This window comes from Enterococcus sp. DIV0755b, assembly GCF_051713765.1.
GTDB classification, from domain to species: domain Bacteria; phylum Bacillota; class Bacilli; order Lactobacillales; family Enterococcaceae; genus Enterococcus_C; species Enterococcus_C canintestini.
In genome coordinates this window covers 2634462-2657699 of sequence record NZ_JBIOQN010000001.1, presented here as the reverse complement: position 1 = coordinate 2657699, position 23238 = coordinate 2634462, and the positions used below count along the sequence as shown (strand labels likewise).

Genomic DNA, 23238 nt, shown 5'->3' with positions numbered 1-23238 from the left:
TTTCAGGTTTATTATTAATTTTTATTTAGAAGAAATGCGCTGGGGAAGAACTAATTTAAAAAAAATACCACCGCATACAATCTCTTCGAAACGTCTAAAAGACGCCGAGATCATACCGATGGCGTGGGTTTGGCACCCAATGGGCCGTGAGGGGCTCGAACCCGCGACCCGATGATTAAGAGTCATCTGCTCTACCAACTGAGCTAACGGCCCAAAATACTTTAAGAAAAGTACTTTTTTATGTTAGCACTCCAATTTTGAAATTGCAAGAAAAAACCAAGAAAAAAGTTTTTACTTCTTAATTTGTCGTAAGAAAAAATTTACAGAGGTACAAAATTTCATTCATACTTTTTTCACACTTTGTCGGTACTATACAAGAGTACCAACAATAACCTGTCTTTTTAAGACAAACCCTAACACTTTTTCATTTTTACTCCTGCCTGTCGGTTCCCCGCCGACAGGTCTTTTTTTATTCTTTATCCTGTTAGGTGTTGGCCTGTACCATAAAGCAATTCTAAAAATTTCCTTTAGCAAACTAGTTTTGCTAAGAAAAATATGTTATATTCTATCTAGTTTTTAAAACTACTTTATATAATTATCGTAAAATTTATGTGAGGTAATAGCAAATGAATGATACTTATCCAAATGAAACTTTAAAAAAATGGGGAGAAGCGTTGAGTGAATTCCATTTGCCACGATGGGATCAATTACCGGATTTAGAACTATATATGGATCAAGTGATCCAGTTAGTAGATCAATATCTATCTCCTGTCACTACTGGAGATAAGCATCCGCTTTTGACCAAATCGATGGTGAATAATTACGTGAAATTGGGCTTAGTTCCACCGCCGGTAAAAAAGCGCTATACAAGGACACATGTGGCTTTTTTACTAGCGATTACAACTTTAAAACAAGTATTAACGATTCCAGAAATTAAAGAGGCAATCGTTTTTCAAGGTCGTACTGACGGTATTCGTGAAGCGTATAACTTTTTTTGTCGGGAACAAGAAAGTGCCATCCATTTAATTGCGCGCCAAGCTAAAGGCGAAGGTGTTAGTTATCCGACAGAACCAATTCCATTTTCTTATTTAGCAGCACGTACAGCCACGATTGCATTTGCCAATAAAATTTTAGCCGAAAAAGTGATTCGTTGTGAAATTGATTATTTACGACAAGGAGAAAATAATGACTAAAGAAAAAATTGCATTACTAGTAGACTCAGGAACAGATGTGCCAGAAGAAATAAGTACTGCGCATCATATGTATACAATTCCTTTAAAAATCATTTACAAAAATCGAGAATATACTGATAAAGTGGATATTACTCCAGAAGAAATTTATAGTAAGTTACACCAAGAAATTCCTTCAACATCGCTACCAGATGGAGATACAATTAACAAAATTTTCGACCAAATTAAAGCAGATGGTTTTACTCATGTCTTAGCAATTACAATTTCAAGTGGTTTAAGTGGTACGAATAATGCTGTCCGTCTTTTAGGTGAGCACTATGAAGGTTTGACTACGTATGCTTTTGATACCAAAAATATCGGAATTGGCGCGGGACTACAGGCGATTCGGGCAGCTGAATTATTACAAAAAGGACTATCTTTTGAAGAATTAATTACGCAATTGGAAAAAGAAGTATTACAAAATAAAGTTTATTTTAACGTGGCAACATTAGAGTATTTGCAAAAAGGTGGCCGAATTGGCTTAGTGGCGTCCATTTTAGGCAATGCTTTAAAACTAAATCCAATTATTTCTTGTAATGACGAAGGTATTTATTACACCGTCGCCAAGGCCCGAGGACGCAAGAAAAGTTTAGAAAAATCAGTGAGTTTGATTCGCGAAGCTATTGGTAATCATCAGAATGTGTGCTTAGCAGTTGCCCATGGTGATGCGCTAGCAGAAGCAAAAATGATGAAAGAAGTGTTGGAAAGGGAATTTCCACAAGTTAAAGAATTTTTCTTTGGCCAAATTTCACCAGCACTGGTTGTGCATACTGGCCCGGGGCTACTCGGTTTTGGTATTCAAGCTTTAGATTAATGAAAAGTAAGGTTATAGCTTAATGAAAGAAAAGAATTAAACAACAAAAGTAGCATGTTTTTGTTGCCTAATTCTTGCTCTTTTGTTAAGCTTTTTGCTTTTAAAAGGTTGGTCGGACTGGAAATTTTCGATTTAATGAAATGCCTGCCAAAATGAGTTATAATAGTAGAGACAAATTTAAGAAGCATAAAGAGGTGTCTTCTAATGAAGAAAATATTAGTAGTTGACGATGAAAAACCAATTTCAGATATCGTCAAATTCAATTTAACCAAAGAAGGTTATGAAGTCTATACTGCTTTTGATGGCGAAGAAGCGATTGAAAAAGTAAAAGAGGTCGAACCGGATTTGATTTTATTGGATTTAATGTTGCCAAAAATTGACGGCCTAGAAGTAGCCCGTGAAGTACGAAAAAATTATGATATGCCGATTATCATGGTGACAGCCAAAGATTCTGAGATTGACAAAGTTTTAGGCTTGGAGTTAGGTGCAGATGATTATGTCACAAAACCTTTTTCAAATCGTGAGTTAGTGGCGCGAGTTAAGGCCAACTTACGCCGAGGATCCACTGCAGCAAAAGAAGCAGAAGAAGCACCAAATTCTGAACTTTCAATTGGCGATTTAATCATTCAGCCAGAAGCTTATATGGTGATGAAAAATGGTGAAGCAATTGAGTTGACCCACCGCGAATTTGAACTGTTACATTACCTAGCTAAACACTTAGGTCAAGTTATGACTAGAGAACACTTATTACAAACCGTTTGGGGTTATGATTATTTTGGTGATGTTCGGACTGTTGACGTGACAGTGCGGCGCTTGCGGGAAAAAATCGAAGACAACCCAAGCCATCCCAATTATTTAGTGACAAGAAGAGGCGTGGGGTATTACTTACGCAATCCGGAACAGGAGTAATGGAATGAATAAAAAAGTTCGCTTTTTTCAATCAGTGAACTTTAAAATCGCCCTGGCATTTATCTTGATCTTAATTATTTCGATCGAGATTATCGGGGCGTATTTTATTCGCGGATTGGAAAATAAAACGGTGGAAAGTTTTACCACCGGTATGAATCGACAAGCTGCTAGTTTAGCAGGTACTTTAGGTTCTGAATTAAGTAAAGACGATGGTAAAGATAGTGAGGAAGCAGATGCTTCAATTCAAAGAATTATCGATACCAACAAAAGTGGCGACATTATCGAAATTCGTGTGGTCGATGAAAAAGGGATTGTTCGTGCTACTACCAATGTTTCTGACCGAAGCGCAAGAGGAAAGAAAAATGATTATCGCGATATCGACGATTTAGCTGTTAAGTCTGAAATGGCCATTGATGATTCAACCGGAAATCGCGTGTATATCAATGTTCAACCGATTCAATCGCCCACCGGTGATACTATTATCGGAGCTGTTTATATTAAAAGTGACATTGAAAAACAATACTTAGAAATTCAAAATACAGCTTTAATTTTTGTCACAGCTTCGATTATTGCCGCTGCTATTTCAATCGTCGTTGCTGTTTTGGTTTCTCGCTCAATTACCCAACCGATTGGTGAGATGCGCGAACAAGCTAGGCGAATTGCCAGAGGAGACTACAGTCGCAAAGTAGCTGTTCATGGAAAAGATGAATTGGGCCAATTAGCAGAAACATTTAACCAATTAGGCGATCGTATCGAAGAAACACAAGAAGCGATGGAAGCGGAACGAAATCGGTTGGATAGTGTGCTTTCCCACATGACTGACGGTGTTGTGGCAACAGATCGACGAGGTAAAGTCATTACGATTAATGAAATGGCGATTAATCTTTTAAATGTTACTAGTGAAGAAGCAGTTGGCCATTCTATTTTAGAATTACTGGATATTGAAGAAGATTACACGCTGCGAAAATTACTGGAAAATCCTGATGAAATGTTAATATCACGGCAAGCTCAAGATGGCAGTGAACTGATTTTACGAACAGACTTTTCGATGATTCGGCGAGAATCAGGCTTTATTAGTGGCTTGGTTGCGGTTATGCACGATGTAACTGAGCAAGAAAAAACAGAGCAAGAACGCCGAGAATTTGTGTCCAATGTCTCTCATGAGCTGCGCACGCCTTTAACCAGTATGAGAAGTTACATTGAAGCGTTAAGTGAAGGAGCTTGGGAAGATCCTGAAATTGCGCCTAATTTTTTAAAAGTTACACTTGATGAGACAGACCGTATGATTCGTATGATTAATGACCTTTTGAATTTATCACGGATGGATAATGGCAAAAACAGCATGCAATTGGAATACATCAATTTTAATGAGCTTGTTAATTTTGTTTTAGATCGTTTTGATATGATGATGAATTCACAAGATCAAAAGAAAAAATATACGATTCGGCGTGAATTTACCAAACGGGAGTTATGGGTGGAAGTCGATACAGATAAAATGATGCAAGTAATTGATAACATCATGAATAATGCGATTAAATATTCTCCTGACGGTGGTACGATTACAGTGCGATTGATGGAAACACATAATAATATTGCCTTGAGTATTCAAGATCAAGGCCTTGGCATTCCTAAAAAAGATTTGCAAAAAGTTTTCGATCGTTTTTATCGGGTGGATAAAGCACGGGCTAGAAAACAAGGTGGTACAGGGTTAGGACTTGCTATTTCAAAAGAAGTTATTAAAGCACATGGCGGCAGTATCTGGGCTGAAAGTAAAGAAGGGCGCGGTTCAACGTTCTTTATTACATTGCCTTATGAACCATATGAGGGGGATTGGTGGGAATGAAAATATCAGAACGCATTATTAGAATTGGTTTAATTGCGTTGATTATATTGAGTTTTTATCTTTCTTACATGATTTGGTTAAGTCCGACTGCCCGCAGCAGTCTACAAACTGCTAAACATACAGACCGTGTCGTGAATACAACACAAAATATTCGTAAAGCGACAGATATTTTTTTGCCATTGCGTTTAGTATGGGTGAACGGCGAAGACGATATAAAGCAGACGTCCTCAGATACGCTCATTACTGAGGTGCAAGATTTGGTGAATAAGGCTAGTTTTGGCACGCCAGAGAAAAAAAACTACGATAATGATGAAAATTTTTTAGCTGATGTGGATATAAAACATGGCGTGGAACTTTCTTATTTTGGGCCTTTTTTGGTAAAAGAATACGCAGAGATGTTCAATTTGAATTTAGCGTTGGATAAATTACAAGATGTCTATTTTACAAAGGCGCAAATTAATTTTGATAATCATCAAATCCGCTTTATTAATATGCGGCGCCATCAAATTGTGGAAGTTCCAATCACAATCGATGAGATGAAAATATCCGAACTTATGACCGATTCGGCTGAAAAAAATTGGTTAGTCATGAATGAAGAAAACCGGATTGCAAGTATGAAATATAATACGCAAGAACCAGTTAAGTTAAAACGCTATAGTTATATCGCCTCCAATTTATCTTATACAACTTTTCGGGATGCTTTTTTTACCAATCCTCAAGATGTAAAAATGAATGAGGAAACCAGTAATTTGGTACTATATGATGGCACGGAAAATATGAGTATCCAAGAAGAAAAGCAGTTAATTGATTTTAAAGGTGAGATTGATTTAAGCGGTGGCGAAGGTGATATTTATTCGCAAAGTTTCAGCTACATTGCGCGCTTAGGAGCTAATTTAGGGAATTTACGTTATTTTGATCGTGACAAAGATGAAATTAGTTATCGGATATTTGTTGAAGGTTACCCAGTTTTTGGTGATGCTTACCAGGGGCAAGTAAATTTGAAAGTTAATAATGAAAATAAGACAGACACCGGAACCTTACCTGTTCAAATTTTAGCGAGTATGAATGCCATCCAAGTGCCGATTCCTTCTGATGAAACAGTGGAATTACCACCAAGTCATACAATTATTGAAAATTTAACTTATCTTGGTGTCAATCAAAGCCTCGTGCAATCGCTGGTTATTGCCTACGAACGACAAGATCTCGCTGCGACAAATGGTGTCGTTGATTTAGTTCCAATGTGGTACATTCGGTATGATGGTCAGTGGTATTCCTATGATGATCTAGTTGCAAAACTGCAACAGGGAATGGGGGCGGAATAGTTGGATTTTAAAAAAATCGAATGGATTTTCTTTTTGGCTTTTCTAGGATTAAATATCTTTTTATTCAGTATCTACCATGCTGCCAGAAATGAAGAAGGTAATGTCTCGAGTACAAATCAAAAAATTGATATTGAACAACGCTTGGAAGCAGATGAAATTAGTATAAAAGGGAAACTTTCCGCACAAATCAAAGAAGGTTATTATCTAGCAGCAGTACCAACTGATATGAACGAAGCCGTAAATACTGAAAAAAGTAAGAATAGTACTGCTTTTAGTAATGGGGCAACTTTTGCAGGTGACGGCCATAGTCAGATTATCTATACCCCAAGTACCAATTTTTACATTAAAGATGGAAAAGAAACCAAAGATAACGTCGATGCATTTTTAAAAGATTCAAAGGAAGTTTTATTTGGTGAAGAATATCAATACTTACCTCACGAGTCATTGACTGATAAAGAATATCCGGAAATTATTTGTGCCCAAAGTTTTGAAGGCATTCCTTTTTATGATAATACAAGTAAAATGGAAATTGTTTTAGAAGAAAATGACGGTCTACTACGGGTATCACGTTACATGCAAACGCATTTATCTGCGATTGAAAAATTGCGAGAAAAAATGGCGCTTTACAGTGAAAAGGATGCAGTCAATACACTATATATTAATAATAAGTTGCCTGCTAAATCAAAAATTTTATGGCGTCAGCTTTCTTATGTAATGATCTTACAAGTTAGAGGGAAAAACGTGTATGTACCTGCTTGGCTTGTTGCTGTAGAAACTGGGAACAATAATGTCCAAATTGAAACAGTTAATGCCTTTACCAATCGAATTATTACGAATAATACGTTACAAAAGGTGGAAAATACTAATTAAGGTATGTATAATAGAAACGTTTAGAAGGTGTTGGAAATATGTGATGCCTTAGTTTAAGTGAAGGGAAGTCTAGCAGATGGCAGAAGCTGCTTTAAAGATTAGTGTGTTAGCCAGTGGCAGTTCTGGCAATTCTTTATATATTGAAAGCGGGAAAAAAAAGCTGCTAGTGGATGCCGGTCTTTCTGGTAAAAAAATTACTTCATTGCTGGCAGAAGTTGGAAAAAATCCAGCTGATTTAGATGCCATTTTAGTAACCCACGAACACAGAGATCATATTCATGGAGTCGGTGTATTGGCTAGAAAGTATGGACTAGATGTCTATGCCAATGAAGGCACTTGGCAGGCAATGGAGGGCATGTTAGGGAAAATCGATGTCGCTCAAAAACATATTTTTGAAATGGGCAAAGTATTGACGTTTGGGGATATGGATGTTGAAAGCTTTGGTGTTTCCCATGATGCGGCTGCTCCGCAATTTTATCGTTTCCATAAAGACGGTAAATCATTTGTTATGTTGACGGATACAGGGTATTGCAGTGACCATGTCAGAGGAATTATTCGCGATGCGGATGCTTATTTAGTAGAAAGCAATCATGATTTGGAAATGTTACGCATGGGACCTTATCCATGGAGTTTGAAACAACGAATTTTAGGGGACCGTGGCCATTTATCTAATGAAGATGGTGCTTTGGTTATGACCGATATTATTGGAGACAATACCAAACGCATTTACTTAGGCCACTTAAGTAAAGAAAATAATATGAAAGAACTTGCCCATCTCACGATGAAAAATATTTTGAAAGAACATGATTTGGGTGTGGATTATGATTTTAAAATTTATGACACCGATCCGGATCAAGCCAGCGAGTTATTTGCAATTTGAGTAAATAAATTTATAAAAAAAGCCACTTAAAAGTTATTTTAAGTGGCTTTTTTCTTTGCGCAAAAATCTTCATTTATCTTGGATACAACAAAATAGGAGTGAATAGTTGATTTTTTAGTAAGGCGTTTTGTAAGTAAATTGCAAGTTGCGACAGGCTGTTTTTTTCTGAAATAAAGATAAGTAATTTTCAATTGCTGACAAAAAATGATACAAAATGAGGTTATTACTTGTAAAAATATTATGTTCATAAGAAAATAAAGAAAAGTGAGAAATTGACTTTTTTATGGGAGTAAAAGGAGTGAGGAAATATGAAGCGTTGGGTAAGTATTGTGATGCTAATGAGCTTACTTGGTAATTTTTGTACACCATTAGTAGCTGTAGCTGAAGAAATTGGTACAAAGGAAACTGCTATAACCACAGAAGAATCAACAACGACGAGTAAGAATTCAGAACAGGTACAAACAACAGAAGAAACAAACAAAAAAGAAACTATCCCCCTGATTGCTTTTGATCAGGAAAGTAAATTCAAGTCAAAAGATGAAACAAAAGGTAACTATGAACTGAATTTATTGGGAAGTATTACAAGTGAAGAACAAGGTGAAGTAACGGCTACATTTGAGACAACGAAATCATTTGTTTTAGAGAAAGAAGCTGAAAAAGGGAATATTTTAAATCAAAAAGCAGAAAAAATTGGGGAGTATAAAGTAGAAACAACTGCTCAGCGAATTAAATATATCTTGAATTTTAATAAACTTGTTAAGGGCGAAAATCGTTTTCGATTAATTTTGCTTGGTAGTATTAATCGAGGTCCGGACATGTCACTTGATTTTTATCAAGAGGATAAAAAAATCTTTCAATTAGATTTACCGCAAATAACAGAATCAAGTAGTGAAAATGATACTGATAAGACATCAGATTCTACTACAAATAGTACAACAACGCCTGCAACTGAAAGCAGTAAAGAGGAAACATCAACAACTGAAAGTTCAACTTCAAAAACAGAGGATACACAGGCAACAAAAAATGAAATAAAACCCCAAGTACAATCACAAAGAGAACCAGAATCATTAGATGATTTATTTAATCAATATGCACCTGGCGATAATTTTGTTAAAAATATCCAATTGAATTTTGATTCTAATCCACCAACAATTCAATCGGCTGTCGATTTTCGCTTAGATTTTACAATTCCGGATACTGTGCGGACACAAATGATTCCTGGAGACTATTATGAAATGGACTTTCCAGAAGGTTTAGCCATTAGTAATCCATCACCAACAGGAACCTTAAAAGATGATGATGGCGTTGTTTATGGTACATATATTTTTGATGCGAGTACGCAGAAATTGCGGATAACATTCACGCAAGCGGATGGTCAAGATTTTTCACCGGCAGATAGTGGGTATGTAACAGCAACTGTCCAATTGGATCAGCAAAAAATTACCACGCCGGGGAAAACGACGATTATTTATCCTAGTAAAACAAATATTCCACCTTTAACAATTACCGTTAAGCCAACTACAGGGACTTCCATAAGCAAAGAAGGACACACTGATACTCCGAATAATCCGAATAAAGTTATTTGGGAAGTAGATTTTAATAAAGACTACGCAGAATTAAATCAACCTTTAATTACCGAGAATTTCCCATCAGAAGTAACTTTTAATAAAGATGAGACGGGTGCTGTTTCAATTTATCCCCTGTATCTAGATTTGAATGGAAAAGTAACAGGAATGGGACAAACGCCAGTAGACTCTAGTTTGTATACAGTTGCAGCTGATGGCTCAGTTCAATTTAAAGATAAAATTGATAGTCCTTATCGTATTGTGTATGCCACTACTATTAAAGATTCTGCCAAGCCTGCGGATGGGGGAAAAGTAAGCATAACAAATAATGTTACTTTAACCGCTGATGACAAGACTTTAGATGCTTCTGCTTCAGTTGCTTTAAACTATAAAGAATCACTAAAAAAAGAGGAAACAGGATATAATGCGGCAAATCAAACTTACAATTGGATTATTCGCTACAATTATGGGCAAAAAGAACTTGCTGATGATACGGTAATTTCAGATACTTATTCTTCTAATATGGAGGTTTTACCAACAAGTTTTAAAGTCAATACGGTTCACTTTGACAGTAATGGCAATCCAGTTCAGGGATCACCATTAGATCCTAATGATTATACAATTAATACTGATACCAATCCATTTACGATTACCTTTAAAAATGATGTACAAGTCGGGACGGCCATTAATATTGAATATCAGACCAAAGTAAAAGAAATTGTCACGAATACAGCGGCAGAACCTGTAAAAGTAACTAATAATGCTACTACGAAAAATATACCTACAACCCCAACAATTTCCAAAACTCCTGCACAACAAATTGTAATAAAAAATAAACCTACAATTGACGTTGGGGCAAAATCGGCTTTTTATAGTATTGATATTAATAAAAATGGTTACGAAATGGATAATGCGAAATTTACCGATAGCATGTCTTATACAGAGCAGGGCTATACTAGTGTTCCTTTAAAAGTGAACGATCCGACTAGTGGTGAAGGCGGCGGGGTCGAAATTCAGGAGATTTCTGAAGGTGAAAATAATGGCAAAATTTTAACAGGTGCTTTTCATATTGTAAATTCTAATGGTGACGAGCTTATTCCGTGGATTGGGAATCCTGATACAGCTGATTACACCGTCACTGTCAATGCGACTGAAGATGGTAGAGGTTATAATGATTTTACTGTAGAATTCAAAAATGCTTATGCCAAAACCAGCAGTCAATTTAAAATGTCTTATTACATTATTTACAATCAATTTAGTGAGGGGAACCCAAGTCCTGGGGGAAGTATTGATTATAAGAATACTATTACTGCCAATTTTCAAAATAATGGGACAGATTATAGTTCTTCTAGTAGTACAGATTTTAAAACAAGTACGCGAGAAGTCAATCAAGGAATGAAATCTGGTAGTTACAATCCAGTGACCAAAGAAATCACGTGGACGATTGTGACAAATTACAATAATATGAAGATTTCAGGTTTTGATTTTAAAGATCCAATCACGGGTAATCAAGTGTATTTGCCTGATTCATTAGAAATTACACGGGGTACCATTACTGCAAATGGTAGTTTTAAAGCAACTACTGATTCCAATTACAGTGGCAATCAAAAAGGACAAGGATATGTGCAAGTAACCAATCCAACTCCAAGTGATCAATCACAAGGTACTTTGGCTATTCAACTGGGAACAAGCGGCACACGTATTCCAGGCTGGGATGTTGATAATGCGCCAATGGTTTATCGAATTCAATTTAAAACCTCTCTCAAGGGGCAAATTGTATACGATCAATCAACTTATCGCAATACTGCCACTACACTTATTGATGGTGAAGAAGAGGAGCTGTCTGCCTCAGTTTCAATCGCATTTGGGGGTAAATCTGCACTAAAAACTGCAAGCTATGATGAAAAGACAGGTCTGATTGACTGGAACCTAATTATTAATCCTAATCAATCCCTCCTTGCCAATGTAAAAGTGGAAGATAATCCAAGCTCCAATCAGATAATCAAAGAAGATTTCACGTTATATACAGGAAAGTATTCCGGTTCTGGAAGTTCCACTACAGTTCAACCAGATCAAGAGGTACCAAAAGATCAATATGAGGTGAAAGTCATAACGGATCCAGCTACAGGACAACAGCAATTTACTGTTGATATGTCCGGAATTAAAGAAATAGCTGATCCAAATAACAGTGGTGAATATTTAACGGGTGTAATTGAAAAACCGTATGTCTTGGTTTATCAAACAGAGCCTAGTTTAACCTCCAAAACAGAAACTGTGACCAATAGTGCCTCTATTTCCAGTGAGGGAAAAGAATTACCGGGTAAAGATACAGAAAAAGAAATTTCAGTAACCATTCAAGAGTCCAGTGGAGCGGCTTATGGTAAAAAAGGAAAAGTCGTTTTACAAAAAACAGATGGTAAAGGCGGCATTGTTGCAGGTGCGGTTTTACAATTAATACGAGAAAATACAAATACAAATGTAAAAGATGTTCTTTATCAAACTACAACTGATAACCAAGGGAAAGTAACCTTTGGCAATCTAATTGCCACAAGCTCGGTTTATAAATATTATGTAAAAGAAATTGAAGCCCCAGATGGCTATACAATTCCACAAGATCTTCTTACAGGCAAGGAAGTAGAGGTTAATACTAATAACGATCCTGCAGTGATTTCTATTAAGAATGAGCCAATTTACATTCACTTTGAAAAAACAGACGGAGCGGGAAAAGCATTGGCTGGTGGCGTCTTCAATTTATTTGAAATTACGGGGACACCGGAGGAGCCAAATTATCGATTAGTAAAAATACTACAGCCCACCCTTCAAGGAGAAGATTTATCTGGTTTAGGGGATGGCCATTATCGTATTCAAGAAATGATTGCCCCAGATGGCTATCAAATCAACCATACTCTCATTGATTTTGAAGTTAAGAAAAATGAAGATAATACGCGAAGTGTATTTATTGATAATCAGAAGATTTCAAGCGGTGAGCTTCAACTAAAAGATTTCCAAGGTTCGGCTGTTTTACAAAAAACCAATGAGGGTGGGGATAATTTAGCTGGTGCACAATTCCATGTACAACGAGCGGAATTGAATTCAGATGATTATAGTGATTACGGAGTACAAAATCGCTATGTGACAGATGCTAGTGGTCGACTACTTTTAGAAAATCTATCTCCTGGGAAATATAAAGTTAAGGAAAGTAAAGCACCAGATGGCTATTACTTGAATGGTCAAGAATTTGATTTTGCCATTAGTCCTATTACAACGGGAAATGAAGCCCCGGCTACGATTGAATTAAATGAAGGCAAGCCGCTAATTAACTATAAAGGGACTGCCCGTTTCTTAAAAGTAGATGGGCATGATTATGCGTTAGATCAAACTATTACACCATTAGCAGGTGCACAGTTCCAGTTATATGATGCATCTGGAACAACAAAAATTGGTTCGGTAGTGACCTCTGGAACCGATGGTTACTTTGAGTTTCCAAATTTAGAGCCAGGCACAACTTATGCTTTTAAAGAAGTGAAGGCTCCTGATGATTATATTCTAAACCAACAGATTGCTCGTTTTACGACACCTTTGACGAATAATCAAGACAGTAGTGCCATAACTATTGATACAGAAGAAGGAAAAAGAGTTGTTGATTTTGAAACACCTTATAAAAATTATAAAGAAGGCGTATATTTTCAAAAAGTCAACATCCATGATCAAGGTTTAGGAAATGCAAAATATCAATTGTTGAAACAAGAAAGCAATAATCAGTGGCAACAAGTAATAGATCCTAAAAATGGCGCAGAAAGCGATGGAATGTATGTTTCAAATCCACTCGATGGGGTGGTTGCAGCCTTCTTCTTAGCTCCAGGAAAATATAAATTTGTTGAACAATCTGCACCAGCTGGCTATCTATTAAATACTTTAGAAATACCATTTGAAGTAGCCGATGAAGTGGAAAGCAATCCTGGAATGGTAGAGATTCCAATTTCAAACCAGGCAAATGTAAACTACCAAGGCTCTGCCCAACTTTATAAAGAAGCACAAGGAGAGGATAGCTTTAATAAACTGGAAGGTGCGACTTTTGATGTCTTTACAGATGAGAATTCGCCTCAAAAGGTAACATCTACACCAATTTCATCAGATAAAGATGGTAATGTTACTGTTGAAGGTTTGGCACCAGGAAAATATTATTTCCAAGAAGTTTCCAATGGTGGAAATTATTTAGTTAATACGCAAAGAATTGCGTTTACTATTCCTGATAGAGCTCAAGGAAAGCCTACGGTTGTGACCACTAATGATCAAACTGCTTTAGGGGATAAAATGACTTTGCGAAATTATCTTGGTAGTGTGGAGTTAACTAAAGTTGATAAGGATAATAATCCTTTAGGTGATGCGGAGTTTACTGTTTACAATCAAGAAAATAAAGACGTAGGTAAAGGTGTCACGGATCACGTCAGTGGAATTGCCACCATTGGCAAGTTAGCGCCAGGGAAATATACCGTTAAAGAAACCAAGGCACCGACGGGGTATTTGCTAAACGATACTGCTTTCAATTTTGAAATTCCTGAATCTGCATCTGGTAAGCCAAACTCTGTCAAACTTGAACAAGCTATTGTGAACTATCAAGGTTCGGTTAAATTAATTAAAACTGATTTGAATAATCAACGGCTAAAAGGAGCTAAGTTCCAGTTATTAGATGATGAAGGTCATCCTGTGGGGACTTCAACCTCTAATGAAGCTGGTGAAGTGGTCTTTCGTAATTTAGCACCTGGTCAATACAATTTCAAAGAAGTTGAAGCACCAGAAGGTTATATTTTAAATACTGCAACGATTCCAGTAGAAGTACCAAAAAGTGCAGGAAATGAGCCAACGGAAATAACAGTAAAAGATTCTTTTATTAATTATCAAGGTGCTGCGCAGTTAATGAAAACAGATGGTGAAGGCAACCCGTTACAAGGAGCTACATTTAAGGTAACAGATGACCAAGGTAAAGATATTGCTGGTAAGGTAGCAACTTCTGATCAAAATGGTCTTGTAGAAGTTACTGGCTTAGCCCCAGGAGATTATCGTTTTGTTGAGACTTCTGCTCCGAATAAAGGAGATAAAGGCAAATATATTATGACCAACGAAGACTTAGCTTTCCAGGTGCCTGTCGAAAGTAAAGGCAAGCCTGACATCATTAAAATTACTGATAGTGTCAAAAATTATCGTGGGACTATTCGAATTCATAAAGTAGGAAATCCAATTGATGATGATACAAAAATTATTAGTCTTTCAGGTGCCGAGTTCACACTTTATACAAAATCTGATTTTAGTGACGATAATCCGTTACAAGTAACTTCTAATGAAAAAGGTTTAGTGGAATTTTCTGATTTGGCGCCAGGCACGTATTATGTGAAAGAAACCAAGGCACCAAATGGTTACTTGTTAAATACATTTCCTTTAACATTTGTTATTCCTGAACGCGTGCCAACTACAATGCCAATGACAGATTCACAAAACCATACCAATAAAATTGAAGATGGCACATATGTTATTGATAGCGGAGATTTTCATAATGCTCATAAGGAAATCCAGTTGAAAAAAGCAGATGGTGAAAGTTCAGGGAATTTAGATTTATCAGATGTACGTTTTGCATTGTATTTTGATGATGGCACTCCTAATGGAATCTTGATCAAAGAGGATTTGAAACCAGAATCTGATGGTATGGTGAATTTAAGTAATTTAGCGTTAGAGGAAGGTAGCTATAAATTAGTCGAAACTACGACTTCTTCTGATTACGTAATAAGTAGCCAACCTATATACTTTGTTGTAGACGGAACCCAAGTGAATGGAATGAAGCTTAATTTAGTTAACTATCAGGCCGCAATTACTGGTAAAAAAACAAGTGGAGATAAAAAATTAGCAGGTGCAGAGTATCAAATTTTCAGAGCTAATGATATGAGTACACCGTTGACTACAACTGATAAAGACGGTAATAGTCAGACGATTCTTAAGACGGATAATGAGGGAGAATTTTATGCAAAAGGTCTGAGTGCGGATGATTATATTCTGAAAGAAGTAAAAGCTCCAACAGGATACATCTTAGACGAAACAACGCATAAATTTACAATCCATCCTCAAAAAGACAAACCCGAAACTTTGAATTTGGGGAATTTTGAAAATTATCAAGGTACTGCAAAATTAATCAAAAAGGCCATGTCAGGCAAATTACTAGCACAGGCTACTTTTGATTTACAAGATGCGGCTGGAAATATTGTTCAAAAAGAACTCATAACAGATGAAAGTGGTGTATTAACTGCAAGTAATCTAGCCCCTGGTGACTATCAATTTGTCGAAACCAAAGCGCCAGCCGGTTACATTTTAAATACAACACCAGTGAAATTTAATATTGCAGATACGGCAACAGGTAGTCCTGAAACTGTAGTTGTTACTGATAATTTTATCAATTATCAAGGTGAATCCCAGTTGATAAAACATGACGTAACTGGTAAAGCACTTGCCGGAGCACTCTTTGAAGTTCAAGATACGACAGGAAAAATAATTCAAAGTGATTTAATATCCAATCGTGATGGTAAAGTTACTGCAAGTAATCTAGCCCCTGGTGATTATCAATTTGTGGAAACAAAAGCGCCAGCAGGTTACATTTTGAATACAACACCGGTGGAATTTAGTATTACAGATAAAAAAGCCGGTAAACCAGAAATGGTAGTCGCAACAGATAACTTCGTCAATTATCAAGGTGAAGCGCAGTTAATTAAAAAAGATGCAAACGGTAAAGCGTTAGCCGATGCGATCTTTGAATTACAAGACTTAGATGGTGAGACGATTCAAAAAGATTTGAAATCAGATGATGAAGGAAAAGTTACCGCAAGTAATCTAGCTCCTGGAGATTATCAATTTGTGGAAACCAAAGCGCCAGCCGGTTATATTTTAAATACAACACCGGTGAAATTTAGTGTTGCAGATAAAGAAGCTGGTAAACCTGAAACGGTAGTTGCGACAGATAACTTTGTCAATTACCAAGGAAAAGCACAACTGATTAAAAAAGATGCAAACGGCAAAGCGTTAGCCGATGCGATCTTTGAATTACAAAACTCAGATGGTAAGACGATTCAAAAAGATTTGAAATCAGATGATGAAGGAAAAATTACCGCAAGTAACCTAGCTCCTGGGAATTATCAGTTTGTGGAAACCAAAGCGCCAGAAAATTATTTGTTAAATACTAGAATTATAAGCTTTACGATTCAAAATTACGCCGCTGGTAAACCAGACACAGTAATTGCAACAGATAACTTCATCAATTATCAAGGTGAAGCGCAATTAATTAAAAAAGATGCAAACGGTAAAGTATTAGCCGATGCAATATTTGAATTACAAGACTCAGATGGTGAGACGATTCAAAAAGATCTGAAATCAGATGATGAAGGAAAAGTTACCGCAAGTAACCTAGCTCCTGGAGATTATCAATTTGTGGAAACTAAAGCCCCTGCTGGTTATGTTCTGAATACAACACCGGTGGAATTTAGTATTACCAATCAGGCAAATGACGAACCAATGGTAGTTAAAGCGACAGATAACTTCATCAATTACCAAGGTGAAGCGCAATTAATTAAAAAAGATGCAAACGGTAAAGCGTTAGCCGATGCGATCTTTGAATTACAAGACTCAGATGGTAAGACGATTCAAAAAGATCTGAAATCAGATGATGAAGGAAAAGTTATTGCAAGTAACCTAGCACCTGGTGATTATCAATTTGTGGAAACAAAAGCGCCAGCCGGTTACATTTTGAATACAACACCGGTGGAATTTAGTATTACAGATAAAGAAGCCGGCAAACCAGCAATGGTGGTCGCAACAGACAACTTCATCAACTACCAAGGTGAAGCGCAACTACTAAAAGTAGATGCAGCGGACACTAATAAAAAATTGGAAAATGCAGAGTTTGAATTACTCAGTGAAGATAAAAAAGTGTTGCAAAAATCACTGAAAACAAATAGCAAAGGGATTCTAATTGTCTCAAACCTTGCACCGGGCAAGTATTATTTCAAAGAAGTCAAAGCACCGACGAATTACCAATTAACAGATAAATTGACTGAATTTACTATTGAAAAAGATCATCAAGGTGCACCACAAAGAGTGCAATTAGTTGTAAAAAACCAAGCTGTATCTAAACCAACTCATCCTCATAAACCAAAAGAGGAGCATTATCCAAAAACTGGTGATCAGTTTAATACTGGTGGTATTTTATTAGGCCTAGCAGTAATAATTAGCGTAACAGGAATTTATCTTTTGGCGTATTTGCGTAAAAAAGATAACAAGTAAAAAATTCCCCATTAAGAAAGCCGTCTTAAAAATTAGTTTTAAAAACTAACTATTAAGATGGGCGTACTTAATGGGGTTTTTATTTGAAAATTTAGCCTAATTTTCCATAATTGCAAAATAAAAAATCCATCTAAGTTTCAGCTTAAATGGATTTAAACAATAAATTCTACTTAGGAAGATAAAAAATTCAAAGTTTAATAGACTTATATTTAGTAGTTTTCACTGTTGCCAGCGATACTGATGTGAATATTTTTTTGTGGATTTTCAATTAGATCCATCACGCCTTGTGCGTAATCCGCCATACTAACTTCACTTTTACCTGCTTCATCTTTCACTAAAACATCTTCATTGATTTGATATTTGCCAGTATAAGGTGCATCGTAAATAAAGTTGGCAGCAGGCGATACATAGGTCCAAGTGACATCGGGTACTTCTTTTAAGGCAGCAAGCGACTGCGCCATATTAGAAGCAGTTGGATGAATAGGAGAGGTTTCAGGAATAGTATCTAGTAAACGCTTTGTCTTTTCTTGATTTAAGTATAGTGAAGAGGCGCCACCAACTACAATTAACCAAACAGGCGTGCCACTTAAAATAGTAGCAAGGTGAATCAAACTACTTTTATGCATCTCTTCTTTGCCCCGGGGAGCATTAAAAGCATCAATTACTACATCAAAAGGTGATAAGTCAGCGGTGGTTAAATCAAAAAGATCTTTTTTTAGAACGGGAACAGCGACAGTTAGTTTTTCAGGGCTACGAACAATGGCGGTAACATCATGATTTTCTGCTAATGCAGCTTTTAAAAGATGACTACCAACGTGACCGGTCGCACCAATAATTCCAATTTTCATTAAATTGCCTCCTCTTAAGCTAAAAATTATTACCTTCTTTATTTTAACGGGAAGTTCTCTTTTTTACTAAAAAAACGCCTCTTGCAAAAAGAGACGTAAAGTTACGTTTTAAAGCGTAAAACTTGAATAATTAAGACTACAATGTTGGCACCACAATGGCTAATAATCGCAGTCTTAATTGAACTACTTTTCACGTACAACAAAGATAAGAAACAGCCTAAAATGAAATAAACTAAAATATCACTCTCGGTATGAACAAGGGCAAAGGCTAAAGAACTAAGTAAAATTGCCAGTGGTAAAGAAAAATATTCACTAAAAAAGCCAATACAGGCCCGTCTAAAGACGAGTTCTTCCATGATTGGGCCACAAATTGTTGCGATAAAGGCAAAAATTGGTCGTTGCCACATCACTTCCATCATATTTAAACTACGATTAAAGTTAGTTTGAACACTAAAAAAATTTTCAACATATCCTGCTATGCCAATCAGTAAAACCGTTAAAATAATACCCATAACGCCGATGAGAATAATTTTCTTTAGGGAAAGGAAATGAGTTTCAAAGGGTAGGGGTTGTCTTTTTTGATATAAAAAAACTAAAACAGCCGTGCCAATCAAATAAGATAAGCTAGCGGTTATTGTTTCACCGTTACTTATTCCAGGAATTAAAAAGACTAAAGCATAACACAAAATAGAGATAAAACTGTATTTAATTTGCGACATCACACGTCTCCTCTAAGTATCTAATAAAAGTATACCTGAATCATTTCTTTAGAACAATCGCTTCAGAAAATAGACAAAGTTTCTTCAATAAAAAAACAAGGGAAAAAACTTGCATTGTGCAGGTAAAATGAGTAATATAGTTCTTGTAGGTTAGCACTCTATCTATGAGAGTGCTAATACATGAAAATTGATGGAGGGATTTATCGTGTTAAAACCATTAGGTGATCGCGTGATCATTGAAGTCGCAAAAGAAGAAGAAAAATCTGTAGGCGGAATCGTTCTAGCTTCTGCAGCTCAAGAAAAACCACAAACTGGTACTGTCGTGGCTGTTGGTGAAGGCCACGTTTTAGAAAATGGTGAAAAAGCCGCAATCCCAGTTGCTGTGGGCGACCAAGTTATGTTTGAAAAATATGCTGGCTCTGAAGTGAAATATAACGGCCAAGAATATTTAATTGTTAATGGTAAAGATATCATCGCAATCGTAGAATAATCACGACTATATTTAAAAAAATTTGAATGAGGTGTTTAAGATGGCAAAAGATATTAAATTTGCAGAAGACGCTCGTGCCGCTATGGTACGTGGTGTAGATAAATTAGCTGATACAGTAAAAGTAACCTTAGGCCCTAAAGGTCGTAACGTTGTTTTAGAAAAATCTTATGGCTCACCATTAATTACAAATGATGGTGTTACGATTGCTAAAGAAATCGAGTTAGAAGATCATTTTGAAAATATGGGGGCAAAACTTGTTTCTGAAGTGGCTTCAAAAACAAATGATATTGCCGGTGACGGTACGACAACTGCTACAGTTTTAACTCAAGCAATTGTGCGCGAAGGAATTAAAAATGTGACAGCAGGTGCTAATCCTTTAGGTATTCGTCGCGGGATTGAATTAGCAACAAAAACAGCCGTGGCTGAATTACACAATATCTCTACAATTGTAGATTCAAAAGAAGCGATTGCCCAAGTTGGTGCGGTTTCTTCTGGTAGTGAACAAGTTGGGAACTACATCGCTGACGCTATGGAAAAAGTAGGTAACGACGGTGTAATCACAATTGAAGAATCAAAAGGGATTGAAACAGAACTAGACGTTGTTGAAGGTATGCAATTTGACCGTGGTTACTTATCACAATACATGGTCACAGACAACGATAAAATGGAAGCTGTTTTAGATAATCCATATATTTTAATTACCGATAAGAAAATCTCTAACATTCAAGATATCTTGCCATTGTTAGAACAAATTTTACAACAATCAAAACCATTATTAATTATCGCAGACGATGTGGACGGCGAAGCATTGCCAACACTTGTTTTGAATAAAATTCGCGGTACATTTAATGTGGTTGCAGTTAAAGCACCAGGTTTTGGTGACCGTCGTAAAGCGATGTTAGAAGATATTGCTGTTTTAACAGGTGGTACTGTCATCACTGACGATTTAGGTCTTGAATTAAAAGATGCAACAATTGAAAGCTTAGGTCAAGCAAGTAAAGTTGTAGTTGATAAAGACAATACTACAATCGTTGAAGGTGCAGGCGAAACTGACGCGATTGCAGCTCGGGTACAATTAATTAAAAATCAAATTGCTGAAACAACTTCTGATTTTGATCGTGAAAAATTACAAGAACGTCTTGCAAAATTAGCTGGCGGTGTAGCAGTAATTAAAGTTGGTGCGCCAACTGAAACAGAATTAAAAGAAATGAAATTGCGCATTGAAGATGCTTTAAATGCGACTCGTGCTGCGGTTGAAGAAGGTATGGTTTCTGGTGGTGGTACAGCACTAGTAAATGTTATTGCCAAAGTTACTGCGATTGAAGCAGAAGGCGACATTGCAACTGGTGTGAAAATCGTTGAACGTGCTTTAGAAGAACCAGTGCGTCAAATCGCTGAAAATGCTGGTTACGAAGGTTCAGTTATCATCGATAAATTAAAACATGCTGAAATTGGTATGGGCTTTAATGCAGCAAATGGTCAATGGGTAAACATGGTAGAAGCTGGTATCGTAGACCCTACTAAAGTAACCCGTTCTGCATTACAAAATGCGGCATCTGTCGCTGCTTTATTATTAACAACAGAAGCTGTTGTTGCAGATAAACCAGAACCTCAAGCAGCTCCAGCAGCTCCTGGTATGGATCCAGCAGCAATGGGCGGCATGATGTAATTTAATTAATTAAAAAGCAGTAGTACTAAAAGTGACTAGCTTTCTAAAATAAGAAGAACTTTTAAAAAATTGTTTTACGAATTTTTGCGAAATTTCGACTTATTTAAGTAGAAGTTGCTTTTGTAATACTGATGATTCAAAAACAGAGTGTGACAAAATTTTTGTCACACTCTGTTTTTTTATTTTTATCAAGTAGTGCCATCATTAAATTGTCTTCCAATATTTTTTACTCTTTTGTGTAGTGATAAATAATATCATGCAGAATATCTACTACATCCGCTTCTACCCGATCATTATAGTAGGCTGCAAAGCGTTCATCTGCTACGTACATATCCGCTAGACCACGATGATACTTTTGATTATAAAAAGGAGCAGCAACTTGTAACCAAGCTTTGTGAGCGTCAAAAACTTGGTGAGCTATCATACTATCTAAGTCAATTTGGTCAGATTGCGCCAAAATTTTTAAATTAGCAAATAAAGCGATTTCTGCTTCTTGTAATTGTTCATACTGACTAGGTGTTAAATGGGACCATTTATCATTGGCGGCACGAACGGCTTTTTCACCATATTTTTCGCGAATTTCTTTCCCAAATAGCGCTTCATTTTCAGCAATTTTATCCGCTTTAAAAGCAGCAAATTTTTCACTATCGTTCATTTTAGTTCCTCCTTGGTAATAGACTAATGTTTGAGAAAGTGTTTGAATTGTTTTAGTTAGTTGCGCTTGTTGTTGTAACAATAACTGATATTGTTCTTCTAAAAGCGTCAGTCGTTTTGATTGTGATAAGTTCATTGCCGTTTTGATTTTAGTCAAACTAAAACCAAAGCTTTTAAAAAACAAGATTTGTTGTAACGCATCGACGGCATCATTATCATAAAATCGATAGTCAGAGTCTGGTTTGCGCTTGGCTTTTAACAAGCCAATTTGGTCATAATAACGTAATGTTCGACTCGAAACATTGGCTAACTTTGCTAATTCATTAATCGTATACATACAAGAGGCCTCCTCGTATAGTCGTTTCGTTTTCTTTCTCACAGATAGCATAAGCTTTGACGTTACGTCAAAGTCAAGTATTAAAAAGAAAAAAATTTTCAGTTAGGTTGCATTTTTTATAGCACTTTTATTTGAAAGGATGTAAACAGAATCGATTGCAAAATTATTGGTTATTTAAACTAATTTAAAGCATAATTTTCTCGTTTTAGTCAAACTTTCTTTTTAAAAGTTAAAAACCGTTTATGTTATACTATTTTTGTGGCAACGTACAAAACCATAGGAATATGTAATAAAAATTATTTGAAAGGAACGATGTTATGAAAATAATTGAAACGCCAGTTAATAGAAATTTAAATTTAGAAAATTTTTATCCTAACATTACCAAATTTATTTTTGGTAAGACTGCTTTGAAATATTATAAACTTTACGCAGTGGATCGCACCCAAGTGATTTATGCGGATACGTATGACAAAATTCGCCTCATTTTAATTAATGATCGCAAAAAAATCCGAAAAGAAGAGGTGGATACTATTATTCACCGCCTTTTAAAAGTTGACCGTCGGGCTGTCCATGTTGATGTCAACATTAAACACAAAATGCAAGAAGCTGGCAGCACTTTTTCTAAACCGCACAAAGATATTATTTTAGTGGAATATACCCCCAAAAAAGATTAGTGCAAATTTCTTGTAATTTTGTTTTAACGTAAAAAATTGGTTAGGACACTAGGACAAAGAAAAGTTGCTGAAAGTTAACTCTTACGAAAACTCTAT

Annotated in this window: 14 protein-coding genes and 1 tRNA gene; 11 read left to right on the top strand and 4 right to left on the bottom strand. The window is 36.2% G+C overall.

The window, feature by feature from the left end; genetic code table 11:
* Positions 1-140 precede the first annotated feature (140 nt).
* Positions 141-213: transfer RNA gene (locus IGI65_RS12830), tRNA-Lys, on the bottom strand.
* 413 nt (positions 214-626) lie between these two features.
* Here IGI65_RS12830 and IGI65_RS12825 point away from each other — a divergent pair.
* From IGI65_RS12825 to IGI65_RS12790, 8 genes are all read left to right on the top strand, one after another.
* Positions 627-1193 (top strand): DUF1836 domain-containing protein, encoded by a 567-nt coding sequence (locus IGI65_RS12825; protein WP_438774283.1) that lies wholly within the window; start codon positions 627-629, stop codon positions 1191-1193.
* Complete coding sequence (locus tag IGI65_RS12820) at positions 1186-2043, top strand: DegV family protein (RefSeq protein WP_438774282.1); 858 nt, start codon at positions 1186-1188, stop codon at positions 2041-2043. The genes IGI65_RS12825 and IGI65_RS12820 overlap by 8 nt, the downstream gene beginning before the upstream one ends.
* Positions 2044-2247: 204 nt before the next feature.
* Positions 2248-2952, top strand: a complete 705-nt coding sequence (gene yycF, locus IGI65_RS12815; RefSeq protein ID WP_438774281.1) for a response regulator YycF — start codon at positions 2248-2250, stop codon at positions 2950-2952.
* A 4-nt stretch (positions 2953-2956) separates the two neighbouring features.
* Positions 2957-4795: a cell wall metabolism sensor histidine kinase WalK gene (gene walK, locus IGI65_RS12810; protein WP_071864552.1), complete on the top strand. Its 1839-nt coding sequence runs from the start codon at positions 2957-2959 to the stop codon at positions 4793-4795.
* Entirely contained in the window at positions 4792-6117 is a 1326-nt protein-coding gene (locus IGI65_RS12805) for a YycH family regulatory protein (protein WP_438774280.1), read from the top strand. Before walK ends, IGI65_RS12805 begins: the two co-directional genes overlap by 4 nt.
* Positions 6118-6987 carry a two-component system regulatory protein YycI gene (locus IGI65_RS12800; RefSeq protein ID WP_095007057.1) on the top strand — a complete coding sequence of 290 codons (870 nt, stop codon included), beginning with the start codon at positions 6118-6120 and terminating at the stop codon, positions 6985-6987.
* A 76-nt stretch (positions 6988-7063) separates the two neighbouring features.
* Positions 7064-7867 (top strand): MBL fold metallo-hydrolase, encoded by an 804-nt coding sequence (locus IGI65_RS12795; RefSeq protein ID WP_071864555.1) that lies wholly within the window; start codon positions 7064-7066, stop codon positions 7865-7867.
* 308 nt (positions 7868-8175) lie between these two features.
* Positions 8176-17751: a SpaA isopeptide-forming pilin-related protein gene (locus IGI65_RS12790; protein WP_438774279.1), complete on the top strand. Its 9576-nt coding sequence runs from the start codon at positions 8176-8178 to the stop codon at positions 17749-17751.
* 209 nt (positions 17752-17960) lie between these two features.
* Here IGI65_RS12790 and IGI65_RS12785 read toward each other — a convergent pair whose 3' ends face one another.
* Positions 17961-18599, bottom strand: a complete 639-nt coding sequence (locus IGI65_RS12785; protein WP_438774278.1) for an NAD(P)-dependent oxidoreductase — start codon at positions 18597-18599, stop codon at positions 17961-17963.
* Between the two features lie 101 nt (positions 18600-18700).
* On the bottom strand, positions 18701-19318 hold the full coding sequence (locus IGI65_RS12780) for a lysostaphin resistance A-like protein (RefSeq protein ID WP_438774277.1): 618 nt from the start codon (positions 19316-19318) through the stop codon (positions 18701-18703).
* A 205-nt stretch (positions 19319-19523) separates the two neighbouring features.
* On the opposite strand from IGI65_RS12780, the gene groES reads away from it, so the two are divergent.
* Together groES and groL are read left to right on the top strand one after the other, a co-directional pair.
* Positions 19524-19808, top strand: a complete 285-nt coding sequence (gene groES / locus IGI65_RS12775; protein ID WP_438774275.1) for a co-chaperone GroES — start codon at positions 19524-19526, stop codon at positions 19806-19808.
* A gap of 40 nt (positions 19809-19848) precedes the next feature.
* Positions 19849-21477 (top strand): chaperonin GroEL, encoded by a 1629-nt coding sequence (groL, locus tag IGI65_RS12770; protein ID WP_071864559.1) that lies wholly within the window; start codon positions 19849-19851, stop codon positions 21475-21477.
* 226 nt (positions 21478-21703) lie between these two features.
* Here groL and IGI65_RS12765 read toward each other — a convergent pair whose 3' ends face one another.
* On the bottom strand, positions 21704-22468 hold the full coding sequence (locus tag IGI65_RS12765; RefSeq protein ID WP_438774274.1) for a MerR family transcriptional regulator: 765 nt from the start codon (positions 22466-22468) through the stop codon (positions 21704-21706).
* A gap of 317 nt (positions 22469-22785) precedes the next feature.
* Here IGI65_RS12765 and IGI65_RS12760 point away from each other — a divergent pair, with 317 nt between their 5' ends.
* On the top strand, positions 22786-23142 hold the full coding sequence (locus IGI65_RS12760) for a DUF1827 family protein (RefSeq protein ID WP_438774273.1): 357 nt from the start codon (positions 22786-22788) through the stop codon (positions 23140-23142).
* Positions 23143-23238 lie beyond the last annotated feature (96 nt).

Coding starts and splice junctions, on each gene's coding strand:
- walK (WP_071864552.1), top strand. CDS start 2,957: ATGAATAAAAAAGTTCGCTTTTTTCAATCAGTGAACTTTAAAATCGCC.
- IGI65_RS12805 (WP_438774280.1), top strand. CDS start 4,792: ATGAAAATATCAGAACGCATTATTAGAATTGGTTTAATTGCGTTGATT.
- IGI65_RS12795 (WP_071864555.1), top strand. CDS start 7,064: ATGGCAGAAGCTGCTTTAAAGATTAGTGTGTTAGCCAGTGGCAGTTCT.
- IGI65_RS12825 (WP_438774283.1), top strand. CDS start 627: ATGAATGATACTTATCCAAATGAAACTTTAAAAAAATGGGGAGAAGCG.
- IGI65_RS12760 (WP_438774273.1), top strand. CDS start 22,786: ATGAAAATAATTGAAACGCCAGTTAATAGAAATTTAAATTTAGAAAAT.
- IGI65_RS12765 (WP_438774274.1), bottom strand. CDS start 22,468: ATGTATACGATTAATGAATTAGCAAAGTTAGCCAATGTTTCGAGTCGA.
- groL (WP_071864559.1), top strand. CDS start 19,849: ATGGCAAAAGATATTAAATTTGCAGAAGACGCTCGTGCCGCTATGGTA.
- IGI65_RS12820 (WP_438774282.1), top strand. CDS start 1,186: ATGACTAAAGAAAAAATTGCATTACTAGTAGACTCAGGAACAGATGTG.
- IGI65_RS12780 (WP_438774277.1), bottom strand. CDS start 19,318: ATGTCGCAAATTAAATACAGTTTTATCTCTATTTTGTGTTATGCTTTA.
- IGI65_RS12785 (WP_438774278.1), bottom strand. CDS start 18,599: ATGAAAATTGGAATTATTGGTGCGACCGGTCACGTTGGTAGTCATCTT.
- IGI65_RS12790 (WP_438774279.1), top strand. CDS start 8,176: ATGAAGCGTTGGGTAAGTATTGTGATGCTAATGAGCTTACTTGGTAAT.
- yycF (WP_438774281.1), top strand. CDS start 2,248: ATGAAGAAAATATTAGTAGTTGACGATGAAAAACCAATTTCAGATATC.